Raw genomic sequence first — 22,451 nt, forward strand, 5'->3', positions numbered from 1 at the left:
CGGTTCTATCTTGATATCCACTTCTCTATTTGAAGTGCGTTTTAGATTTTCTAGGCCCTGATCAATATTTTTAAGATTTAAGATTTCATTATTTTTTATTGGTAAAGCTGTGAATATCTCAATTTTATTTACAGATTTATCCTTAGAGATAATTTGGTGAATACGCCCTACATGTATATTTAAAACCAAATTTCCTTGAGTCAAATCTTGTGGATTGACCACAATTTGCGTGGTAATTAATCCTTGTTTGATCAGCTCGTTTTGAGCATATTTCACCAGATTTTGCAGGCTTTGAGTGCCAATACATTGCCCGATAACAAACTTAGGCTGATTTAAGTCATAGAACAAACCATTGAAAATATTTTGATTCTTACTTTGTAAGGGATCATTAATGATGAATTGGAGCTGTTTTATTTCAAAACATGGTGTTTCAGCAACAACAACATGATCACGACTGAGTTTTTCAATCTTTTGTTGTGGGGCTACTAATATATGTTCATTGCTTAACTTTTTTTCGAGTTCATTTAAACGCTGATCTTGACGAATGATTTCTGGTGTTAAATCCACGATACCAGAAGTTGAAGAAATATCTGCAGCGTATAATAAACTTGGGTAAGCGTAAACCAATGGTAAAAAAATAACTTTTTAATTTTAAGCGGTTTCATAGTAATCATGAATAAATTTATTGTTAGATGAACTACACAAACATACAACTATTTACTAATAATTCACAATATGTTCATAATTATTCTTTTGCAATTCACAAATAATATCAACTTAAGTGACTTATAAACAATAAATTTATTCAATTAAAACCTGTTTTAAATTATTTAATAGTATTTAAATCTTTTTTATTATTTAAACCACATAAATAATTGTATCTTTTTAGTTCGTTTAAAATGCAAAATGAACTTGTTTTGTGCATTTTATATTTAAAAAAATTAGGATCCTGCTCTTTAAATAAAAAAATACCCATGGATTATAGTACAGGGTATATAAAAGGGATTAAAAAGATGCTCATGTTTTGGGGAAACCATGAGCACATAAAACTTGATATATCTAACAATAATTAAATATTAAGCATAATAAATCACAATTACAACACTTATTTTAAGTTTAATAAAAGAATAATAATAAAGTACAGGGGAACCTTTAAAGTCTCCTTCAATTTAGTTTACAGACCTTACCGATTGCTGTAGCCCCTGCTGAATATCTTGAACAGAACATTCGACCTGATTCAATTTAGACTTTATTTTAGTTTTTGAGTCTGTAGACTGTTGTCCAGATTCACAATTTTCATCAGTATAAAACTCCTCGATTAAATTCAGTCCCTCCTCAGAATTTACTTCAAATCGCGCATTGCCATAACCCTGACATGCTATTTGATCTAAGGCTGTTTGGTTAAACCCTGAAGCTTTGCTTTGTTGATCAATCTCCGTAGCCGTTTGAATGGCTTGTTGAAGATTGACACCATCTCTTAAAGTTAAATCGACGTAATACACAGGCGTTCGATAGCTTTGTGTTGTGCTCTTACCTCTCAGTGTCAATTGCAAAGGCAAACATGAAAGTAAACCATTCGATGCTGCGTGGTAATAACTGAGTCTCGCTGCCAAAGTCCTAATACTGTTAAATCCAGTCGTTCTAAAAATAAATGTACCAAGTTCATCCGACTCATCTAGATTCACATGTAAGCGGCCGAAGGGTTTGCAGTTACCGCCTTGTGCTAGTGGACATAAATCTGGTGATGGGCATGGGTATTGTTCTACGCCTTGGTTGGTTTGCCTTTGACAAGTCTCTCCATTGCCAATACATACAGGTCGTCCTGTTTGGCGATCAAATAAGGTGTATTCCGCTCGAAGGTTAAGTTCGGGATCATTAAAAATCATCCGTACTGGAATGGTACGAAGTTTTTGATTCGGTGCTTTGGCACGAAGCTGTTCATCGAGTGGATGTTTCACCCATCCATCTTTGCCTTGGATTTGACTGGTAATGGTAAATTGATCATCCCGTTCAGGCAGTCGCTTTCCATTCTTTTCGACGACTTTACCTATACTGATTTTACCGAGTATGGGTGGTGTAATCGCTAAACCTTTAATCATGGTATTTCTCTCTTTTGAATAAATTAATGAGACATAAAAAAACCCCATACGCTCTGGTATGGGACTTTTAAATGTTTATTTCGTTTCAAATTACTTAGGCTAAATTCCTTTCAATCATCGTTTGTATATATGTTGAAGCGTCTAGAACCTTGTTTGTTTTGTGGAAATTGGCTGAGGTATTCAGGATGCTGTTTGAGTAATGCCTTACTGTCTAAGCTGATTGAGTCTTTAGATTTCTTCCATGTCACTGAACCATTGCTGAATGTTGCACGTTCAGCCTGTTGCATCTTGGCTTGGAGTTGATGTTTGAGTAAGTCAAATTGCTCTTGGTGCTTTTCAATTTGATGACGTGCCTGAATTAATTGTTCAAATTGTTGATTGGCTTGTTCATCTTCGGATAGGTCAGTAGTACTGAGTGGCACATGTTCTGGATAAAGCTGCTGTAAGGCTTTGGCTGCTGATTCAGATGCATCGGCATCAGGTGGGGTATCTTTTTCCACGCACTCCCAGAAATGTCGTTCAGCATGGATGATGTGTTGAATCACTGATTCCGAACGAGTCACTTTAAAGATTCGGGTTTCATGCCCACAGATCAGTACACAAATATGTGCTGCTTTCTTGCCTGTGACTGCCAATTGGTGCTGTACTTGGCAAAGTACATATAGAGGTACACCATCTCGCCAAAGCTTGGCACCATGTTCCCCTGCGGTTTTACATTCGAGAATTTGTACATCTGCATCACCGACCACGGAGTAATCCACGTTGGCTAACATAAAGTGTTTATCAGGTTCAGGGTGTTGCAATACCGCATTGACTCGACGTACTTTATAATTGGTATGCAGGCTATAGTATTCAGCGACCAAAGGTTCAAGCCGTTTGCCCCAATATAAGGGCGCATGCCCTTCACTTTCATCTTCAATATTTTGTTGAATCCGTCCTGTTTTAATCATCCACAGTTCCAACATCGACATATAGGGATTCAGTCCACAGGCTGCGGCACAATCACTACTGCCAATGCCTTGTTTTCGCACTTTGAGCCATTCGGCTTGTGACATGGTTTTGGTTTCAGCTAGGCGTTTGGGTTGCTTTTTTCGTTTTGAAGGTAATGAATAAATTTTTGATCCTACAACAGGACCTATGCTGGGTTGGGATAAATTTGCGCTATGTTGTCTCATGATGTATTCCTCTAACTTCTAGTATGAAAGACATAAAAAAATCCCATGCTTTTTTGGCATGGGATTAAGATTGAAATCTGTATGTTTAAACGGCATTCAGTCGATACGATAACTCAGCTTAATATCGTCAAACCTTGCAAGACGGATAAAGTCAGTATGGTAGATATGCCGATATCTATCTAAGACCAGATATTGAGGGTGTGGTATTTCATCTACTGTCCTCACCTGCACATCCTGAATGGGGTAGATTAAAACCACTAAATCCCCAATCTTAAATTTGTACTCAAGACTATCATCTGTCATCAAATTCTCTGCGTGATGGCGATATTGTCTAAATAAAACCTCGATACCTGTTTTAAGCAATCATCCTTAAGGCTTGTTCCAGCCCACGTTGTTTTAAGCCTGCCCCTGCACCAAACCATGCTGAGTCCAGACGATGATCTTGACTCATGGCTCGACGTTCATGGTCACAAAACTCTGTGATACTACATAACAGACCATAGGCAGTATCTTTGGTTGAGGATAGTTCCGCACCTCTCCCATGTCCGTTAAACATGGTCATGACTTTAGACATGGCTCGTCCATTCGGTTCTGTTTTATTGGCTTCTGTGCTATTGGCACCTTGTCTGTAATATTGAATAAAACGTTCATCTTGTTCAGCGATACTCAAACTGCTGTTATTAAACACGGCATCAAAATAAGCAGCCGCTTCTTGCTGTGTGACTTTACGTTGACTCAACTGTTTCATTTGATACATGTGTTCATCCCATGCCCGTACAGAAATACCCAACTGTTGTTTGATCTTGTCTGCATCAAACTTGGTACTGTGAGGGACTTTGACCACACCTCGATTTGCATCTTGACCTTTTAGTGCAATAGCTAAGGTGTTATTACACACCACTCGGATTGAAGTAAATTGTGCTGTTGTGGCGAGCGTACCATCACAAGCCGTGGCTAACAGAATATAGCCATTGCTGACATCTTTGCCTTTGAGTGCAGTACTTTGCCCTGTTCTCGCCAATGCCCAGAATTTCTTACCACCTTTGAGTACCCCCGCAGTTTCTAATTCAAAGCCGGATTGCTCAGTGAGGTCACGATAAAACTCTAATATCTGTTTAGGCTGCACTTCTTGATAACGCTGACTGACCACCGATAAAGGTGCATTGGTATCTGAGCGATATAAAACCCGTTGCTCATCGTGAGGAAGAATAAGATTTTGCCCTTTGTGATTTTCTGCCATATAGCTGACATTGGAGCTTTCAATCTGCCAATCCATGCCTGCTTGTGCGCCCAGACTTCAATCGATTGATTTGGGCTGAGTTGATTACCTAGACCATGCCAAGGGGTTTGACCGACATAAGCCATTTGTTCAAGTTGATGTGCCATAAGGTTTTTCCTTCTTTTTAAGTGAATAATGAATTTAATCAATTGAATGTGAATATTTCAGAGTGAGATTTTTGTTGACTGTTAGATTCATTCAGCGTGTTGAATTTCGAAGTGTTCCTGACATTGCTCACACTGGTAATGCAGGGTGATCAAATTGTCTTGCTGTTGGATATAGAGTAAAAACATCCCTCCAGCGGCTAAACCAATAAAACCACCTACAAAGGGATTAATCCCCAGCCGTTTAGAGATTTGCATACCTACCGTTGCCAGTGACATTGGTGAGCACGATGAGAACGTGAACTTAGTTTTGGATTGTGATTGTTGACTTTGCCTGAGCAATTGCACATGCGGTGAATGGCAATAGGGGCATTGCTGCATGGTTTTTTTCCTTGATTTATGAAGAAATAGACATAAAAAAACCACGAGCATCAGCTCGTGGTTTTTAGGGTTGATTTGATTTAGATTTAAACGTGTATAGCTTATCGATTGACTTTAGGTATGGCCAAACTTGATGGACTTTTACATGGTCGGATACTCTGGATATATTGCCCATCACCAGTATCTTTAAAGAATCCATGTTGAGATTGAACTTCTAAACATTGCCCTTTTTTATAAGGTTTGATTTGTTTGACAACTGTTGCAGAAAGTGCATAACGATTAAGGATCACCTCACCTTTGTTGGTTGGAAAAATCACTGCTTCCTCACCAAATCCCAGATCTTTTTTTAAAACGATTTGTTCTGTCTTTGCCATAACAGCAGTTGTCATCCATAAACTGAATAAAGCACAGCTGATGATTTTAATATTTTTCATCGTGATATTCCTGTTTCTAAATAGATATAAAGGTGTTTTAAAATTCAATTTCTAAAAAAGTTAATTGTTTAAAAACAAGGTTTATAGCCTTCGCTTAAAACTTGATTGTTATTTTGGTTCCAACGCACCACATACCATGTACATTGATAACGATCTGAGTCCCATGCTGCACGGTAAGTAATGCTGTTGCCCTGCTGACTCCAACCTTCAACACGCTTAGCCACCTGATCTGGGCTAGATCGTCCCCAAACCTCCATGAGATGTGACGCTAACATTTGATCAATACTTGAAACGGTTGCCTTAAGATCAGCTGGTGCAGTTTTGATTGGCTTTAAACCGTACTTGGCAGCATTCGAACTTAAGGTTTTTCCGTCATGGTATTCAGAATCGATTTGCATGGTTAAATGCTCAGTCGCAGAGTTTTGTGAGGATTTCGCCTCTTCAACCACTGCTAAAGCACCAGCAACGTCATCTTCACTAGGGCCTAAATGCTCAGTTTGTGTTGTTGCATCTTCAGGTAAAGTTTGATCGGCTGATTCAGATGAAACTTGGGCTACGTCAGCAGTTTGAGTTTTTTGGGCTTTGGTCTGTTCTACTGCCAACTGTGCTAACTGTAGCTCTGCTTTACGTTGTAGATGCTGGTTCAATAGATAAGCACCGATGATTACTAAAACCAAAACTACGCCGATGATTTTCCAGTAAGGTTTTGGTGTGGGACTTTGAGTTGTATTTTTCATTGTTATGCTTCTTGATGAGTTTTAAGAAAATAGCCATTCTAAAAAGATAAAAGGCCAGACAAATGCTCTGCCCAAGAGATAGGCCTTGGAATAACCCGCAGGAAAGCTCCAGATCAATTTGAACCAGTAGCCCAACATGATCAGTAGATAAGTGATCAATATATTTCTCATGTTTAACCCCTCCTAGTTCAATTCAGACATACAGGCTAAACCTGCTTCTTGTACTTGATCTTCCCAATCTTCAGGAAATTGCATGGGGTTCTTGATCTGCTTAAGTCGATCTTCACCATAATGTTGTTCTACGTTGTTATAGCTACATGAACAGAAACTACGATTGCCACCAAAGTTACGGCAACCATCCTTAAATTCAGATTCAAATGAACTGCTACAGGCGGTTAACAATACGCTGCCTGACAATGAAAAAATGAGTTTTAATTTCATTCTATCCTCTCATATATACTTATGTTTTTAATGCCTACTCTTAGAGCGTTATGGCTTCACTGAGGTAATGTGTATTTGAAATTTCTTTATATTCAATTGAGCATTGAGGAAATCAATCCAGAAGACATCAGCGCGAACCAACAGTCCAGCCATTTGATGTGGTTAAATTCAATATATAGATTTCATTTTTTATAAAACTTTGATTGAGGATCGGGTCATAACGCTCAACCTTGACTGCACAGTGATATAAATCAAAATAAGGGTGTGCACGCTCTTGCCCCTCATACATATTAGAGCGCTGACATTGCTTGAGTTGAATTTGCACAACTGATTCATCTTGCTGTCTTAATGCCTCTAAAACATCATCGGCTTTGGGTGGGACTATCTCTTCTCCAGATAAGCCACAGCCTGAACAAATCATTGCCATCAACATCAAACTAATTAAGGAACCCTTTATTTTCATGGTGCTTTTCCTTGGGTTTCAGCGTATGTGGACATTCCAAATTGGAAGGGTCTGATCTGTTGCAGTGGTATCACCTGTTGTTGTACCAAGGTTAAATCAGGTCTTACATCCTCTACATAAATCTGTTGAGGTTTGAGTTGCTCAATCACTCGAAACTGTTGATCCATCCCCAAATACTCCATCAGTACAATGCGATTGATCGTTAATCCCTGAGCTTGATAATCCAATACAAAGGCCATATAGACTGAGGCTTTTTCTCGATTATCCCATGCGCTAATTAAACTTTTAGCTTGCTCTACTGATGTCTTAACTTGAAAGCGTATTCGCCGGATAAGTCCATCTTCAGATGCCATCCTCAAATCATCTTCATGAATTACAGGTGCTGTGGTTTGGATGGTTAATAATGCTTGATCAGCATCATAATCAATTCGATTCAACTGGTCGAAATAATCAGGAATCTCAATCCAGCGATTGCTAAAGTTCAAAGCATCTTCAATACGACCTAAATCAATATTGGCTTTTGCTGTCAACTTCTCAGTTTGCTGCTGTTTGGCTTTGACACGCTGTTGATAAATATCTGTTGTTTCATAGGGATCTTTTTCTGGAATAGAACTACGTTTAAGCAAAGCCAAATGCTGGATGGCTAAGCTATTCGCGCGACTAAACAAATCAGGGCTGGCCAGATCGACAATAGGGATTCCAATGGAATCTTTTTTTCGTACCCCAAATAAAAGGATCTGATCAGGGCGGAGTTTTAATTGCTGTCTTAACGCAATAAATGATTTTTTTGCGCCCTTTGTATCCACAATATAGTTTTGAAAATTTTGTAAAAAACTTTCGTCACTCATTTTATCTAAATGCAAAGCTGTGATCTTTTGCCCAGCAATAACAACTGGCCTTAGATGAGCAGTTACATCTATACGCTTTGACAGTTGATCTTCTTTATCGGGGATATAAAGTTTGGAATCTTGTTTCGAGCATGCACTGATACACAAAGGCAGCAGTAAACATGTCGTTAAAATACGGCCATGAATCATGATCACCTCACTTCAATTTAAGTTTTTTATTTAATTTGTTCGTTGCTATATCCTGCTCAGCACAAGACATCAGCAACACTTAAATGAAGTGAGGGAATAATAAAAAGACAATAGTGCGCATAGCAAACTCCTTGATCTGTCGGAATTCTGCCAAAGCATTTGAGATTTATGGTGGCAGAACGAAAGAGGGTTCGCGGACTGGTACGACAACCAGCACACCATAGGTGTCCCTCTCCCGTCCTACCGCAACGGGAGGGAACGAGAGGTACACATAAAACTATCCCTCAGAAAGGAATAATTCTGATGCGGTCGTATACGGTCCGCGACGACCGTCTGGCAAATGTAGGCCAGTAAGCTAAGGATAATCAGCGATGTAAATGGTGTCAATACGTTTAGATATAGATAGGCTATTCTACACGCCACAATGAAAGTGCAGATCAACTTTAAACTGTTTTAAATTTAACTAGTTTTAAAATATTGAAATGAGTGAATGCTATTTATTAAAATAGGCTCAATCGATTATAAACATTTAGGAAGTAATCTGTGACAGAGCAATTTGATTTTATTTCAATAAAAAAGAAAGCCAATGTTCATTTTAATGGCGCATCGATCAGCCATGTTATTGTTTTAAAAGATGGAACTAAAAAAACTTTAGGTGTAATTCTGCCATCCGAGGATCCCCTAACATTTAAAACTCATCTAGCTGAACGTATTGAAATTATCTCTGGAGAATGTAGTGTGCAAATTGGTCATGCACCTGAAATAAGAATCTATAAATCTGGTGAATCGTTTCAAATCCCAGCCCATAGTCAATTCAAGATTAAAACCAGTGAAGTCGTAGATTATATTTGTCATTTTGAATGAACAATAAATTTGTTATATCTAGAATCTTAGTGTTTTGTTCTGATCTATAATGTACTGGTAGCAAAGCTTGACGGAGATAAATGTTGCGACTCAAATGTATTGGTGGTCCACTCTATGGGCAAGAATATTCCCACCCATATAATGAATTCACCTTTCTTGATCAGCACTCAGGCAAAAAGATTCTATACCGCAAACACACTTTAGACTTTAAACCACCTCAAGATTTTTTTGTGGCTGAATCCATTTCCCGTAATTTTGCATATCAACTCGCTTTACAAGTATTGCACTCACAATACCTGAGTAAAAATTAAAGGATGGCGGATTGATTCCATCCTTTAATTTCAATATCATTTACCTGATGTTCCAATAAAGTGTTTAAAACCTATAGGCCATACTCGAACACCCATTGAGTCTTTGCTGGTATTGACAATATCACGCTTGAGCAAACCATCTAGATCCTCCTGATCATCAAACTCTGTAAACAATTGACTGACCAGCTCATGGCTTTGGTTAATATCATCATTTAGGTCAATCACCATTCCCTTAAAACCTGTTGAGAAACTCCATAACGCTTTCAATCGATCTACATAATAAGAAGTATCTGAATAAATTCTTGCATTGACCGTGATAGATAAGAGCATGACGTATTGATTTTTTTCTGGAATACGGACTACTCGTCGATACCAATACAAATAATTTACTGGAAAATATTCCTGTAGCTTAATATGTTTATTAAAGTGTTGAATATGTTTATTCATCTCTAAAATAGAAATTGTGCCCGCAAGTTCAGGTTGATATGCGCAAATCAGATTAATTTTATTCAGATCAAAACAGTACTGAGTGACTTTGTCATACTCATCCTGATAGCGTTGAACTTGCTTAACATGTCTTTCATTTTGTTCTTTAATTATTTCCAAAATATCTGCACTTTGGAATATACGTTCTAATTTTGCTAGAGTTAAGACTACAAGCTGACTCGCTTGATCTTAATCACTCACACAGCGTATTCCTGATTCAAATTGGCTGGCTCGATAACAATTCATCAAGGTCTCTAACCAAAATCCATAACGGTAGTCATTGGTTGCAAATAGCAAGTGCCAATTTTGGATATCTTCTAACAGCCGTTTATGCCAGTGATTAACATCATATTCACCGCGTTTACTTCGTATGCTCAAGAATAGTTCATGAACATCACGTTCTAGACGTGGAGCAATTAGGTGTTCGAGAGAGGTGAAATTCATTGGTTGCATGACGATCTTCCTATAGTTAAATTCATAGGAAGACCAATGCAATTATTTTTAATTTTTTTGAAAAAAGTTTAAGCGATTGCCTTAACTAACACACTTCAATGGATAACCATCGTTGCCCATGATCAAAGGTTTTCATTCGCTTCTTTTTAATACGCAAACGCTGTTCATATTTTTTAGGGCAAGTGAAATACCGTCCTATACGGAGTACGTTCTGTAATTTGGACTCATCCCCTCTGACCAACTTATCCAAGCCATCCATCCCATTTTCAAGAAAACTTTTACGGTATTCCTTATCATGCAAATTAAAGTGACAGCCCTTACCTTCAGTAATTTTATTCCACAGCTGCGAAACTTGATCAGCAAAATACCAACCGTTTTGATGCTTTGAACCCTTATAGACCAGAAGTAAGTGAATATGATACCCACCACACTTCCCACCTTGCTCCAAAGCCCATGCATAACCAATTAAGTCTTTAAAACAAGTATCTCGATCTGATATCCGCTTTAATAGTTTCGATAGGTGTAAATGGACCTCAGCGATAGAAATAGTAGCCTTAATCGCTTGCTTGTACTTCAGGTCTACTCGAACAATCAATGACTTACAATTGCGTTGTAAGACCTCTCTGAGATAAGACTCCATACTCAAACTGTTATTGACCTCTTGTGCATAGAATGCCTTGTGATCTAATTTCCACTCCCATTGCCCGATATAAAGTACCTTAATGACATCAAACCAATAAGGACTAGAATGAACTGCTTGTGGCCTTAGCTGATGTGTCTGACAAAGAGTCTGTATTACAGATACTACCCGTCTAAAATTCGATATTGGAAACTGAAGCTGGAATCCTAATGCGTCTAGTTCTAGAAACGCAGGAATCAGCTCACAACAACGTTGTACGCATTCTTTAAGTAATTGCTCTTTCTTCCAGACCGCACACCGTGTTTGGTCATGAATACGAGCGACGTCTTGCTGGAGTTGTTCAATCGCCATTACTGTTAATATTTCATTTGTCATCAGAGTCTACCTATTTGAATATCATAGGTAGAACAATTCAATTATTTTTTAAACGAAATTTTGATTAGGAAAGTAATCTATTCGAGTAGTTTGTTCCACTACTCGAACTAGTATAAGAGAAAATTAGAATGTGTCTGAATTCCAGTATCGAGGATAGATGAACTAATGGACTGGAATGAGATCGGTTATAATCAATATCTGTAATATGATAATGGATAAACTAGAAAGATATTACAAATATATTTCTATAAGTATAGTTCAATATACATTGAGTATTACTACTCTAAGATATATATATAGATATATGAGTATAAGTCATATACCTAGTATGGGTAATTATATCTAATAGTATAGATAAGTAATATTAATAATATCATATACCCACTATATTAAAGAGTTGAGCACCCTAACTTTACCGAGAGCATAATTTCAAACCTATCGGCATTCCCTAGCCATAATTGTTAGAGGTTCAAGCGGAAGTTAAAGTACAAATTTCTAAAAAAATTAGATTTCAAATTTTGATTTATCAACCATATAAGCAACACATTACTAGGGCAATACAAACAGTCTGATATGGCATCTCCCAACCTTATTTCCATTAAAAATCACAAGCATTTATTTTTTATTAAGTCGCCCATGGTATGTGCAAATAACGCACGCATTTCTCGAAAGGAATAAACCATGAATGCGTCTTTAACTCAAACAACTCTCGTAATGAACAAAATCATCAACATTAAACAAGTGACAGAGTTTACAGGTCTAAGCCGCGCCACAATCTACAGTTTGTTAGACCCTAAATCAGATTACTATGACTCCACCTTTCCCAAACAGGTTCGCTTAACCACAAATCGGGTTGGTTGGTCCGCTTTTGAAATTAATGAATGGATTGAATCTAAACTTGCTCAACGCTAAAGACTTCTATGTTTTTAGCATTGCCCCCTTAATAAAGACTTTAGGGACTTTCTGAGTTAAAGCAGGTCGAAAAAAGTCACGATATGCAAAAAATGGGATTACCTGTGCTAGAAATAAATTTTGCATCTTTACATTCGAAGCTTCAAGATAAATACCTTGTGTATGATGTTGCTTTCTATTAAATACATCTACCGAACACATCATATTTTTTGAACTTATAGCCCCGTAAAACTCAAGCTCGGTTTTTTCTTCTAGATTTTCCCATCCTAAAATCATTTTTGCTTTTTCTCTTAAAAAATTCTGCCATCTAATATTCAACATCTCAACCACCCTTTCTTTTTCGGGTTGGCATTTTTCACTAAAAAATATGACTAGATCAATTTCAAATTCTGACAGCTTTACAACCTCCTGCCAAATCCCCATATACCCTCGCAACCAACTACAAGGCTTGGCTCTTTTTGCTGAGCGCATAAAATCTGTAAAAAGTTTAGAGAACTCTTTCTGTTTAAAATCACTACTACAGATACGCGCCTGAATAGTGACTCGGTAAGATAAACAATCTTGCTTTAATACGGAACTGATATATCTGGTCGCTTCATTTTGTCGATGAGCGCAAAGATCGTAAGCATGCTGATATTCATCTTTATTAATTTCACGACTTGCTCGATTACAAATGACTTGTTTCTTAATCATTAAAAGATTTTGATTGAGCTGCTCTAAAAAACTAACTCTTAAAGGCTGGCTTATATAGGATTGATGAAATATGTAAAAAACATTGGATATAAATATTCGTATCTCTGCTAGGCCAAGCCCTCTCCCCATTCTCTGAAATAAATTATCCAACTCTATGAAAGCATGTGGATAGTTAGATAGGTACTTTATAATGAAAAGAAATTGCTGACCGACTCGTGTAGACATATCCTTCAAATCATTTTTATTTATGATTGCATCTCCATCTTTGTGATACGTATTAAAAGCTATGTCATTTTTTTTCAGCATCGTTTCTATAAGGACTTGAATCTGGAATAGCAATGCACCGTATTGAGGAGCACCAAATTCAGCGCAAAGTTCTTTGTAAAAAATCTGACTCACGTTTAATCGTTGAGGCACATAGCTTAGTTTCCAGATACTCGCAGGTGATTTCCAGCTGTATAATACATCAGCAAAAGAATCTATTTTCTTCTTCTTTGCATTTCCGAATGCTGGTGCTTCTTCACACAAGCCCTTAATTGAATTGATAAGTATGTTATTTATTTCAAAGTCTTTAGTAGGATGGAAAAGTTTGACAAATGAATCGATTCGATAAAAATAACTAAGCACCCAATATTTAAATAGTTTTATCTGTTCTTTATCTTTTCGTTTTATTAACCCAATAGCCTGTTCATGCGCATGTTTCTTAATTATTTTATTACCATTGATTACCTCAATACGATACTGTTGAAAGGCTTGGGCCAAACACTCATTCAATTCACTGATCAACGTGTTGTGATTACTTTCCACATTAGATTTACAAATGAAGATACATGAAAGCTTTAAGCCATTTTGGAAATCATGTTCAAGCTTAGTATAAATTTGAAATACATCTGAAACTTGCTGTGTTAAAAAAAACTGTATAGCCTCCCTATCTTTCATCACTTTTTCTAATAACATTCCTAATGGTTCTTTATTTTCCATATTCAGGGATCGTATGAATCTTAAATCAACTGCAAATGTATAAAGTTTTTGGTGTTTATTAAGCAACTCATCAAACTGCTGACATGCTTCCTGTAATTTCTGCTTATAATCTAAGCTTTCAGAGTCCACATCAATATTTTTTAAAAAAGCATGTTGAAGTCTAATTGCTTTTTCTCTTGAAAACCTCCATGGATCCCATTGTTGAGTATAGTCTGGCTGACCGATAAAGTTGATGTATGGCACATTCTTGATAAACTCGCTGTTTTGATAACGTCCGATTCCCTCCCAATCACCTGTTAAAAAATCGATATATCTTTGCCAGTTTTGACTCAATTGAATATAAGTTGTATCAAACATATCGTCTAGAAATTTCAGATCATCAAAATATTTTAAATACTCGTTATTCGAAGGAACATGTTTTGATTTCAATATAACCTTATCTACAGAAGGAAGTGCTCCTTCTTTTAAGTCAATAACAAATCTTTCCAAGGCTTCGAGTACATTAACGCTCTCTTTATACATGCTAATTGGCTTATATATTTGCTGCCCATTTTCAACTTTACACCTGTCCGCTTCCAAATAGAAGTTTGGAACTCTATGAATCAAAAGTTTAAAGAGATCGTCATTACTAATGAATTGAAGAGATACCTTATCATTCATAAAAATTTAAACCTGAAAGCTATATATTACGTGGCATAGATAAAGAATACACCAAAACCAATACCTTATATTAATCACAATTAAATTTAATATTATAACCATGAAAATTTATTATAATTAACAAAAATTAATTGAAGTACACTATCTAACATTTTTTTGATAAAAGTTAAGGATATTCATTGATATAATTATGTCTAATTAAACATATTTTAGACATTATTTTATTATGAAATTAGTGACAGTTATTGAGCTAAGTGAACAAACTGGTCTCACCAGGTCGCAGATTTACTATCTAAACAAAAAGTATAACTTTATAAATTTAGATGGAAAAATAAATTTAGAAGATGGCTTACGAATTATTACGGCATCAAAGATCAAGAAATTAAAGATAACTGATGATAAAAATTTTAGACATATTTTAAACATTCTTCATTTGCAAAATATTGCTCTACAAAAACAGCTAGATTTAACTTATGAGCGTGAAAAAAACTATCTTGCTGAGCTTGCAAGCTATCGACAGCATTTGCTCTCGAAAACCAATCTCAACACACACAAAAATGAAAGTGAAATTCAAGCAAAGCAAAAAAAAAATTTAACTGATAGGAATAAAGACGCTCAAAAACTAATGCAATTTGAGAACGAAAATCAGGTGCATTTAGAGTCATGTCAAAACATCAATAGAGAAACGAGCTCTGTAAATGAGGTTGAAAGCCACTCTAACTATACAGAATCTATCTACAATGCAATGACCTCGCCCGAATCAGAAAGTGGGGATACTGGATGCATCAAACAAACAAAAGAAATGGTTGAGCAAAATCCTAATGCACTCATTGGCACACGTTTACCAAACCAAGATGAAAGAGAACAATTACTAAATCTAAAAAGACAAATAAAATCTACAGCCCAAGTAGCAATAGTGACAGCAAAAAAAGTTTCAATACCACTTACCGCTCGTAATCCTAACCGTAAACCAACAAATGAAACGATTGCAGATCAAGATGACCTCAAAAAGAATATCATCACAACTCGAAACAATGAGAACAGATACTAAAAGTAGGTATGCTGAACCTTTATGTTTAGGTTTGTCCTGTAATAGATAACTTAAACTGTATTAGTTCCGACTTGATCTGACACAGGTCTTGAAAAAGAAGAAGTTACCGATTTTGATTAAAGGTGTCGAATCTCAATCAATAAAGGTAACTTCTCATGTTGCATACTAACAATCAAATCATCAAACACAAAGTCGGCCTGCTGAATTTGGTAGAAGAACTTCAGAACGTATCCAAAGCTTGTAAAGTTATGGGAGTATCTAGAGATACCTTCTATCGCTATCAAGAACTTGCCAGTACAGGCAATATGGATGCACTCATTAACCAAAGTCGCAGAACTCCAAATTTTAAAAATCGAGTGGATGAACAAACAGAACAAGCTGTTATTGATTTTGCAATCCAATATCCAGCTTATGGTCAGCATAGAACCAGTAATGAGTTACGTCAGATTGGCATCTTCGTATCTGGCAGTGGTGTACGTTCCATTTGGCTTAGGCACAATCTTGAGAATTTCAAAAAACGATTAAAGGCGCTTGAAATGAAAGTTGCTCAAGAAGGCATTCAGTTGAATGATCAGCAGATTGCAGCATTAGAACAAAAACATGAAGATGATGTTGCTTGTGGTGAAATTGAAACACATCATCCAGGCTACCTTGGAGCACAAGATACTTTCTATGTTGGCAATCTAAAAGGCGTTGGGCGTATTTATCAGCAAACCTTTATTGACACCTATAGCAAAGTAGTTCACTGCAAGCTGTATACAACCAAGACACCTATCACAGCCGCAGATTTATTGAATGACCGAGTGTTGCCATTCTATGAGTCCCATGGATTACCAATGCTTCGTATTCTGACAGACAGAGGCACGGAATATTGCGGTAAGGTCGAACATCACGATTATGAGCTTTATTTAGCGCTGAATGATATTGATCACACCAAGACCAAAGCAGCATCACCTCAAACGAATGGAATTTGTGAGCGTTTCCATAAAATGATATTGCAAGAGTTTTATCAGATTACTTTTCGAAAGAAACTCTATAGCTCATTAGAAGAGTTACAGCTTGATCTAGACAGTTGGCTGAAATTCTATAATACTGAACGAACACATCAGGGTAAAGTATGTAATGGCAGAACGCCATTTGAAACATTACTTGATGGAAAACATATTTGGGCTAAAAAGAATTTAGCTCAAATTTAACCTGACAGTCTCAATCAAATATCGGTAACTGTCAGATCAGGTTTGAGCTACTACACTTAAACTCAATTTACCAATAATCTAACGCTATCTGAATTATTCTTATTGTGATTAATCCAATCCAAAGTTTTATGTGGGTTACAATGTGGGACAAAAGCATATTCAAGAAAAAAGCCCTTGTAAAAACAAGGGCTTAATTTAATATTTGGCGGAAGCGGTGAGATTCGAACTCACGGAGGACTCACACCCTCGTCGGTTTTCAAGACCGGTGCATTAAACCGCTCTGCCACGCTTCCAATGGCGGCTATCATATAAATAAAATTGCAACTTGGCAAATCTTTTTCAGTATTTCTTCAATCAAATGTACAAAATAAAATCAAATCTCGCTAATTTGATGAATATTCAAGCTATTCATAACGAATTGAATTGATATACCAACGTTTTTTACCTGATGGTGTATCCACTTCTGCCTCATCATCGACTTGTTTAGACAGTAAAGCTCTTGCCATCGGTGAATCAATTGAGACATGTTGCGGATGATGATCATAAATTTCATCTACCCCGACCAGACGTATGGTTTTTTGTTCACCTTCGTCATTTTCTATTTCAACCCAAGCACCAAAATACACTTTACCTGCTTGTTCTGGAGAAAAATCGATAATTCGTAATTCTTCTAAACGCTTCCCCAAATAACGTACACGACGATCGATTTTTCGAAGCAGCTGCTTATTATACTGGTAATCAGCATTTTCAGAACGATCACCCAGACTGGCAGCCCATGTCACTTTCTTGGTAATTTCAGGTCGCTCTTCGCGCCAGAGATGTTGTAACTCTGCAACCAACAGATCATGCCCTGAACGGGTAATTAAATTAGATTTCATGATTTAAAACCATTTAAAATACATATGCACTTGATACTTATTTTTTAAAAAAAGTTGCTACAGTCTACAGCCAATAGCGTAAAGATGTCAGCTCAAAAATAGCGCATTTTAAGTTTTAAAAAGCAATAAAATCGTTTTTTTCCTATTTAAATTCAGACAGAAAATTCAATCAGAAAACCTTTTAAAAGTGGTAATTCTTAACTTACATTTGGAACATTTGCTTACAGTTTTTGGCAGCGTATTTCAGTTTTAAAATCCCTGCAATTTTTTAAAAAATATTTCTTTAAAAATCATCACCTTAAATATTTAAAATTGATCATTTTTCATACAAAGTTTGACAGATCTAAAAACCGCCTATATTATGCGCACATGTTTTATGAGTTTATTTTTTTAATTTTGTAGTTTTTCTGCAAAATCTTTCTATTCCACATGTCATTTTTTGAATGACGTTCATGACTGCCCACCCTTATTGAATTTACCAACTATAAGAAGTTTTTAAGCGTTTTTGTGCTTATTACTTTTTAGGGCAATAAATTACTTGTAGCGGAGACAACATGCACAGTAGTTCAACCTCTGGGTCGAGGCTTAGCCTTAACTCATTTTTTCGTGCGCTGCCAATCAAAACTTTAGTTTTATCCACTGCATTAATTCCTTTTAGTATTAATGCGAGTAAGAACAATCAATACAATGCTGTAGTTAATTCGAGTAAATTGACTGTAGTTGCGGTTTCCAATCCAAGCATCGTGTTTAAGGATGGAGACTACAAGCATGGCTTCGGCTATGACTTAGCCCATAACTATGCTGAAAGTTTAAACGTTAAACTTGAGCTTAAAACTGTTTCTGACAATGCAACAGCATTGAAAATGGTTGCTCAAGGTAAGGCGAATTTTGCGATTACCACCGCAAATATGCAAAGCATCGAAGCAGAACGCTTAACCTCATTTTCAGCAAGCTGTGGTGATTTCAACAGTTTAAAAAGTAATGGTTTAAACCCAGAATTAAATTGGGTATTTAAACAAGCTGAAGATCCATTAACAGCAACAGCAAGTGGTTTCATTTGCCAAAGCAAACAAAATGGCTCAACCCAGCAACTTGCCTCATTTTATAATCGTAATGTCGTCAAGAAAGACGATTGGAACGTGATTCAACGTGACTTAAGTTCTCGTCTACCGATTTATAAAGCCAGCTTTAAGCGCTCTGCACAGCAATATGGCTTAGATTGGCACCTACTTGCTGCAATTGGTTATCAAGAATCATATTTAAAACCAGACTCTGTTTCTCCCACAGGTGTCCGTGGTTTGATGATGTTGACCAATACCACAGCCAAAGAAATGGGTGTCAGTAATCGAAGTGACCCCGCTCAGAGTATCCAAGGCGGCGCAAAATATTTTGATATGATGTTGAGTCGTTATTCTTATATTCGTAATCCAGATCGTCATTGGTATGCTTTGGTTGCATACAATATGGGTCCTGGTGCAGTTGAAGGTATTCAAAAGCGCATCAAAGCACAAGGTAAAGATCCCAATGACTGGATGAATCTTTATAATTATTTGACACGTAATCAAGCAAGTAATGGTCGTTATAAACAAGCGGTACAGTATGTCACACGTATTCGGGCTTATTTAGAACACATTAAGACCACACCTCGATTACTAGAAATTTAATCTGTATTTTAAATCGATTGGATTTGTAAAAATCAGGCAATAAAAAAGCTTACTCTCGGGTAAGCTTTTTTATTGTAAAAAGATTAAGCAGTTTGCTCTAATACTTTCTTAAATAAATCTTTTTGCTCTTGGCTTGGCTTGGCTGTTTGTAAAGCCATCAATTGAGACATATCACCTTGAACTTTGATTTTGCCTGTCATAAATGCTTGCATAGCAGCAGCCATATCAAATTCTAAGAATACTTTACGAAGTGTTTCAGCATCCATGTTCAATGTTGTTTTCGCATTTGCAGAACTACCTTTGACGATTTTTCCGCCGTCTAAAGCAAGCTCTGTGTTGCCATCTGCATCTGCAACAACCAAATTAATTGCTAAACCTGAAAGTGCTGGTGGTAAGTTTAAATCACCTGCTTCAGCAGTTAATTTTTCAACATTTGCAAACCAATCATCAGTTAAAAATGCAGGCATGTTCATTCCTCAAATTATTTATTCAATTTATTGTGTTATCTATCCAGACAACATCAGGTTGAAGCAGTTTTGCTTGCCCAATGTTATAGCATGATAATTTCAATTTGGGCTAAAGTTTTTTGTACGGACTGTTCATGTTTTATCGGTTTTATCGTTTTATTTTTTTAAATCAGGCACTCATCTCAATATGAATGCCCGATTCGTTCATTTAATTGGCAAAAAAGATCAATCTGCTGCAAAACTAAGATTTACAACATCTAAACGCTTTTTCATTTCTTCCGTATCACATTTCATATCGAATTCACGTTCTTCATCCAATTTTTCAAAATCAAATAAATCACGGTCAGCCAATTGAGACGGTGAAACATTCTGCAATGCACCAAAAATGCTATGCAAACGTTTTGGATATTGTTTATCCCAACCACGTAGCATGTCATTTAACATGGCACGTTGTAAGTTTTCCTGAGAACCACATAAGTTACATGGAATAATCGGGAATTTACGAATTTCAGCATATTTGATGATGTCTTTTTCTTCGACATAAGCCAAAGGACGAATCAAAATGTTCTTTTTATCCGAAGACAATAGTTTTGGTGGCATCGCTTTTAAGCTACCACCATGGAATAGATTCAAGAAGAAGGTTGCAATGATATCATCGCGATGATGACCCAATGCCACTTTGGTCGCACCAATCTCTTGCGCAAAACCGTAGAGTGAACCACGACGTAAACGTGAACACACTGCACAGTAAGTTTTCCCTTCAGGTGTCAAACGCTTGGTGATGCTATAAGTATCTTTTTCCAAAATATAATAAGGAATATTGTTTTCTTCCAAATATTTCGGTAACACATCTTCAGGAAAACCAGGTTGCTTTTGATCCAAGTTCACTGCGACAACATCAAAGTTGATCGGTGCAATACGTTTAAATTGCAACAAAATATCAAGCAAGGTGTAACTGTCTTTCCCACCAGAAACACAGACCATTACCTTATCGCCTTCCTCAATCATTTTAAAGTCACGAATTGCATGGCCGACTTGACGACGAAGTTTTTTCAAAAGACGATAATAAGCTGAACTTGTTGGAAGCTCTGGTTTAAAATTAAATCCTTGTTCGGACTCAACTGGCGAGTACATAGACGAGATAAACCCATAAAAAAATACTGGGCAATTTTATCTGATTTGAACATTAATCGCATCTAAAGATTTTTTTATTTTGCATCAATTTTTATCTGGTCATCTTCCTGTCGTATTTCCACATTTAAAATAGACGGCTCAGTTCATTTTTTAGCCGAAGTGCTTATCTTTTGGACTTTTCCACAGTTTTCCACAAAACCTGTGGATAAAATTGTGGATTGTTCGGGGCTTGACAAAGTTTTCTCACGCAATGATGGGCATTCTCTTTAGATTGATCATTTTTTAACCATTATATTTTATATATATTTTTCAATTGTTTAGCATAGTCAATAAATATATTTAAAAAAAAATATAAAATTTTTTTTGATTAATATGCCAACAAATAGCACTTGCTTTTTTGCGATTGTATTGTTAAAACTCAATTCATAGTTTTTCTTGTTCAATAACTTTGTTAAACTCCCAAAAATTGGGGAAATATTTTAATTACTACAAAATGAAAAAATTAATTACGGGTTCGCTAGTGTCTATTTTAGGATGTATGAGCTTTGCTTCATTTACATCGCAAACGTTTGCAGGTCAAATTTATTTCTACAAAGACCAAAATGGTACAACCTTACTGACCAATCGGAAAAATTCGGATCGTTCACTGCAAAAAGTCAAAGTGACTTATTATAAAGACAGTAATATTCATAGTTATAGCAATTGGGGCAGCTCAGAATCTGCAGTACTGCCGAGTTATAGTAAAAGTAAAAATTCCTTTGATAGTATTATCCGTCAAGCTGCGCAGACGCATGGTGTGTCTGAAGGCTTAATCAAAGCAGTGATGCATACCGAGTCTGGCTTTAATACCAATGCCCGTTCTCCTGTTGGTGCGCAAGGTTTAATGCAACTGATGCCTGCAACGGCTCGTCGCTTCAATGTGTCCAACTCGTATGATCCACAGCAGAATATTTTTGGTGGTGCCAAATATCTCAGTTGGTTAATGAAACGCTTTAATGGCAATACCAGTTTAGCTTTAGCGGCTTATAATGCTGGTGAAGGGAATGTGGACAAATACGGCGGTATTCCTCCCTTCCGTGAAACCCAAGACTATGTCAAACGTGTCACCAGTCGTTTAAACAACCTCTATGCTGGTGGTTTAAATTTATCTGCAAATAATATTGGCACTTCAACCAGTACTGGACAAATCATTGCCCAATCAAATCAAAATGATTTCTCCAATCAAGTAGAGCCGACACCACAAATCAGCAACAGTTCAAATATTCAACCAGTAAAATATAGTTCTCGACCAATTATTATTGCTTCTGATGGGACTTACACAGATGCACCTGCGGGTTCTTATTCAACAGCACATGCCAGTGCGACAGCACAAATCACCATTGGCAACTAATGCTTATCTGCACTTAGAATCCAATTAATAGCCCTATTGAAATAGAAAATAAAGCACGTAATTTGTGCAATTACATATTTTCAACAAATTGCTGAAAAAAATAATGTTTTCTCTAATACAGAGAATCTTTTTTTAACTTGCCTATT

25 protein-coding genes, 1 tRNA gene and 1 pseudogene are annotated in these 22,451 nt (G+C 36.6%); 7 read left to right on the forward strand and 20 right to left on the reverse strand.

The window, feature by feature from the left end:
• The 12 genes and pseudogenes from FY049_RS02865 to FY049_RS02920 form a co-directional block, all read right to left on the reverse strand.
• A partial coding sequence (locus FY049_RS02865) for a POTRA domain-containing protein (RefSeq protein ID WP_446083160.1) occupies positions 1-627 on the reverse strand: 627 nt, incomplete at its 3' end.
• 542 nt (positions 628-1,169) lie between these two features.
• Positions 1,170-2,099: a recombination directionality factor gene (locus FY049_RS02870; RefSeq protein ID WP_446083161.1), complete on the reverse strand. Its 930-nt coding sequence runs from the start codon at positions 2,097-2,099 to the stop codon at positions 1,170-1,172.
• 110 nt (positions 2,100-2,209) lie between these two features.
• Positions 2,210-3,274, reverse strand: coding sequence for a YqaJ viral recombinase family nuclease (locus FY049_RS02875; protein WP_446083162.1), 1,065 nt, complete (start codon positions 3,272-3,274; stop codon positions 2,210-2,212).
• A gap of 96 nt (positions 3,275-3,370) precedes the next feature.
• Complete coding sequence (locus tag FY049_RS02880; RefSeq protein ID WP_446083163.1) at positions 3,371-3,499, reverse strand: hypothetical protein; 129 nt, start codon at positions 3,497-3,499, stop codon at positions 3,371-3,373.
• A 130-nt stretch (positions 3,500-3,629) separates the two neighbouring features.
• Positions 3,630-4,660 (reverse strand): annotated as a pseudogene (locus FY049_RS02885) (DUF932 domain-containing protein).
• Positions 4,661-4,747: 87 nt separating this feature from the next.
• Positions 4,748-5,038, reverse strand: coding sequence for a hypothetical protein (locus FY049_RS02890; protein ID WP_446083164.1), 291 nt, complete (start codon positions 5,036-5,038; stop codon positions 4,748-4,750).
• Positions 5,039-5,139: 101 nt separating this feature from the next.
• Complete coding sequence (locus FY049_RS02895) at positions 5,140-5,472, reverse strand: hypothetical protein (RefSeq protein WP_446083165.1); 333 nt, start codon at positions 5,470-5,472, stop codon at positions 5,140-5,142.
• Positions 5,473-5,540: 68 nt separating this feature from the next.
• A complete protein-coding gene (locus FY049_RS02900) occupies positions 5,541-6,209 on the reverse strand; it encodes a hypothetical protein (RefSeq protein ID WP_446083166.1) in 669 nt (222 codons plus the stop codon).
• Between the two features lie 21 nt (positions 6,210-6,230).
• Positions 6,231-6,380: a hypothetical protein gene (locus FY049_RS02905; protein ID WP_446083167.1), complete on the reverse strand. Its 150-nt coding sequence runs from the start codon at positions 6,378-6,380 to the stop codon at positions 6,231-6,233.
• A 12-nt stretch (positions 6,381-6,392) separates the two neighbouring features.
• Positions 6,393-6,650: a hypothetical protein gene (locus tag FY049_RS02910; RefSeq protein WP_446083168.1), complete on the reverse strand. Its 258-nt coding sequence runs from the start codon at positions 6,648-6,650 to the stop codon at positions 6,393-6,395.
• A gap of 127 nt (positions 6,651-6,777) precedes the next feature.
• Complete coding sequence (locus FY049_RS02915) at positions 6,778-7,113, reverse strand: hypothetical protein (protein ID WP_166783502.1); 336 nt, start codon at positions 7,111-7,113, stop codon at positions 6,778-6,780.
• The gene (locus tag FY049_RS02920; protein WP_446083169.1) at positions 7,110-8,150 is read right to left on the reverse strand and encodes a hypothetical protein; all 1,041 of its coding nucleotides are present in this window, start codon (positions 8,148-8,150) and stop codon (positions 7,110-7,112) included. The genes FY049_RS02915 and FY049_RS02920 overlap by 4 nt, the downstream gene beginning before the upstream one ends.
• Before the next feature lie 543 nt (positions 8,151-8,693).
• Here FY049_RS02920 and FY049_RS02925 point away from each other — a divergent pair.
• Together FY049_RS02925 and FY049_RS02930 are read left to right on the forward strand one after the other, a co-directional pair.
• Positions 8,694-9,014: a pyrimidine/purine nucleoside phosphorylase gene (locus FY049_RS02925; RefSeq protein WP_446083170.1), complete on the forward strand. Its 321-nt coding sequence runs from the start codon at positions 8,694-8,696 to the stop codon at positions 9,012-9,014.
• Positions 9,015-9,094: 80 nt separating this feature from the next.
• Positions 9,095-9,325 carry a hypothetical protein gene (locus FY049_RS02930; protein ID WP_446083171.1) on the forward strand — a complete coding sequence of 77 codons (231 nt, stop codon included), beginning with the start codon at positions 9,095-9,097 and terminating at the stop codon, positions 9,323-9,325.
• Positions 9,326-9,361: 36 nt separating this feature from the next.
• On the opposite strand, the gene FY049_RS02935 is transcribed toward FY049_RS02930, so the two are convergent.
• The 3 genes from FY049_RS02935 to FY049_RS02945 all read right to left on the reverse strand — a co-directional run bounded on the left by FY049_RS02935 (position 9,362) and on the right by FY049_RS02945 (position 11,279).
• Entirely contained in the window at positions 9,362-9,931 is a 570-nt protein-coding gene (locus FY049_RS02935) for a hypothetical protein (RefSeq protein WP_446083172.1), read from the reverse strand.
• Positions 9,932-10,000: 69 nt separating this feature from the next.
• The gene (locus tag FY049_RS02940; protein WP_446083173.1) at positions 10,001-10,264 is read right to left on the reverse strand and encodes a hypothetical protein; all 264 of its coding nucleotides are present in this window, start codon (positions 10,262-10,264) and stop codon (positions 10,001-10,003) included.
• Between the two features lie 85 nt (positions 10,265-10,349).
• Positions 10,350-11,279: a YagK/YfjJ domain-containing protein gene (locus FY049_RS02945; RefSeq protein WP_446083174.1), complete on the reverse strand. Its 930-nt coding sequence runs from the start codon at positions 11,277-11,279 to the stop codon at positions 10,350-10,352.
• 681 nt (positions 11,280-11,960) lie between these two features.
• Here FY049_RS02945 and FY049_RS02950 point away from each other — a divergent pair.
• Positions 11,961-12,191, forward strand: a complete 231-nt coding sequence (locus tag FY049_RS02950; RefSeq protein ID WP_335954509.1) for a helix-turn-helix transcriptional regulator — start codon at positions 11,961-11,963, stop codon at positions 12,189-12,191.
• A 6-nt stretch (positions 12,192-12,197) separates the two neighbouring features.
• Here the strand turns inward: FY049_RS02950 and FY049_RS02955 are convergent, their stop codons facing one another.
• On the reverse strand, positions 12,198-14,525 hold the full coding sequence (locus FY049_RS02955; RefSeq protein ID WP_446083175.1) for a hypothetical protein: 2,328 nt from the start codon (positions 14,523-14,525) through the stop codon (positions 12,198-12,200).
• A 226-nt stretch (positions 14,526-14,751) separates the two neighbouring features.
• Here FY049_RS02955 and FY049_RS02960 point away from each other — a divergent pair, with 226 nt between their 5' ends.
• Both FY049_RS02960 and FY049_RS02965 read left to right on the forward strand, forming a co-directional pair.
• Complete coding sequence (locus tag FY049_RS02960) at positions 14,752-15,576, forward strand: hypothetical protein (protein WP_446083176.1); 825 nt, start codon at positions 14,752-14,754, stop codon at positions 15,574-15,576.
• 155 nt (positions 15,577-15,731) lie between these two features.
• On the forward strand, positions 15,732-16,772 hold the full coding sequence (locus tag FY049_RS02965; protein WP_446083177.1) for an IS481 family transposase: 1,041 nt from the start codon (positions 15,732-15,734) through the stop codon (positions 16,770-16,772).
• 203 nt (positions 16,773-16,975) lie between these two features.
• On the opposite strand, the gene FY049_RS02970 is transcribed toward FY049_RS02965, so the two are convergent.
• Positions 16,976-17,065: transfer RNA gene (locus FY049_RS02970), tRNA-Ser, on the reverse strand.
• A 111-nt stretch (positions 17,066-17,176) separates the two neighbouring features.
• A complete protein-coding gene (greB, locus tag FY049_RS02975) occupies positions 17,177-17,650 on the reverse strand; it encodes a transcription elongation factor GreB (RefSeq protein WP_004722375.1) in 474 nt (157 codons plus the stop codon).
• Between the two features lie 554 nt (positions 17,651-18,204).
• Between greB and FY049_RS02980 the strand changes: the two genes are divergently transcribed.
• Positions 18,205-19,314 (forward strand): transglycosylase SLT domain-containing protein, encoded by a 1,110-nt coding sequence (locus FY049_RS02980; protein WP_004722376.1) that lies wholly within the window; start codon positions 18,205-18,207, stop codon positions 19,312-19,314.
• An 83-nt stretch (positions 19,315-19,397) separates the two neighbouring features.
• On the opposite strand, the gene FY049_RS02985 is transcribed toward FY049_RS02980, so the two are convergent.
• Together FY049_RS02985 and ttcA are read right to left on the reverse strand one after the other, a co-directional pair.
• The gene (locus FY049_RS02985; RefSeq protein ID WP_004722377.1) at positions 19,398-19,781 is read right to left on the reverse strand and encodes an SCP2 sterol-binding domain-containing protein; all 384 of its coding nucleotides are present in this window, start codon (positions 19,779-19,781) and stop codon (positions 19,398-19,400) included.
• Between the two features lie 225 nt (positions 19,782-20,006).
• Positions 20,007-20,915, reverse strand: a complete 909-nt coding sequence (gene ttcA, locus FY049_RS02990; protein WP_004722379.1) for a tRNA 2-thiocytidine(32) synthetase TtcA — start codon at positions 20,913-20,915, stop codon at positions 20,007-20,009.
• 538 nt (positions 20,916-21,453) lie between these two features.
• On the opposite strand from ttcA, the gene FY049_RS02995 reads away from it, so the two are divergent.
• Positions 21,454-22,305: a lytic transglycosylase domain-containing protein gene (locus FY049_RS02995; protein WP_374759594.1), complete on the forward strand. Its 852-nt coding sequence runs from the start codon at positions 21,454-21,456 to the stop codon at positions 22,303-22,305.
• Positions 22,306-22,451 lie beyond the last annotated feature (146 nt).

The organism is Acinetobacter sp. 1125_18A, from assembly GCF_052824985.1.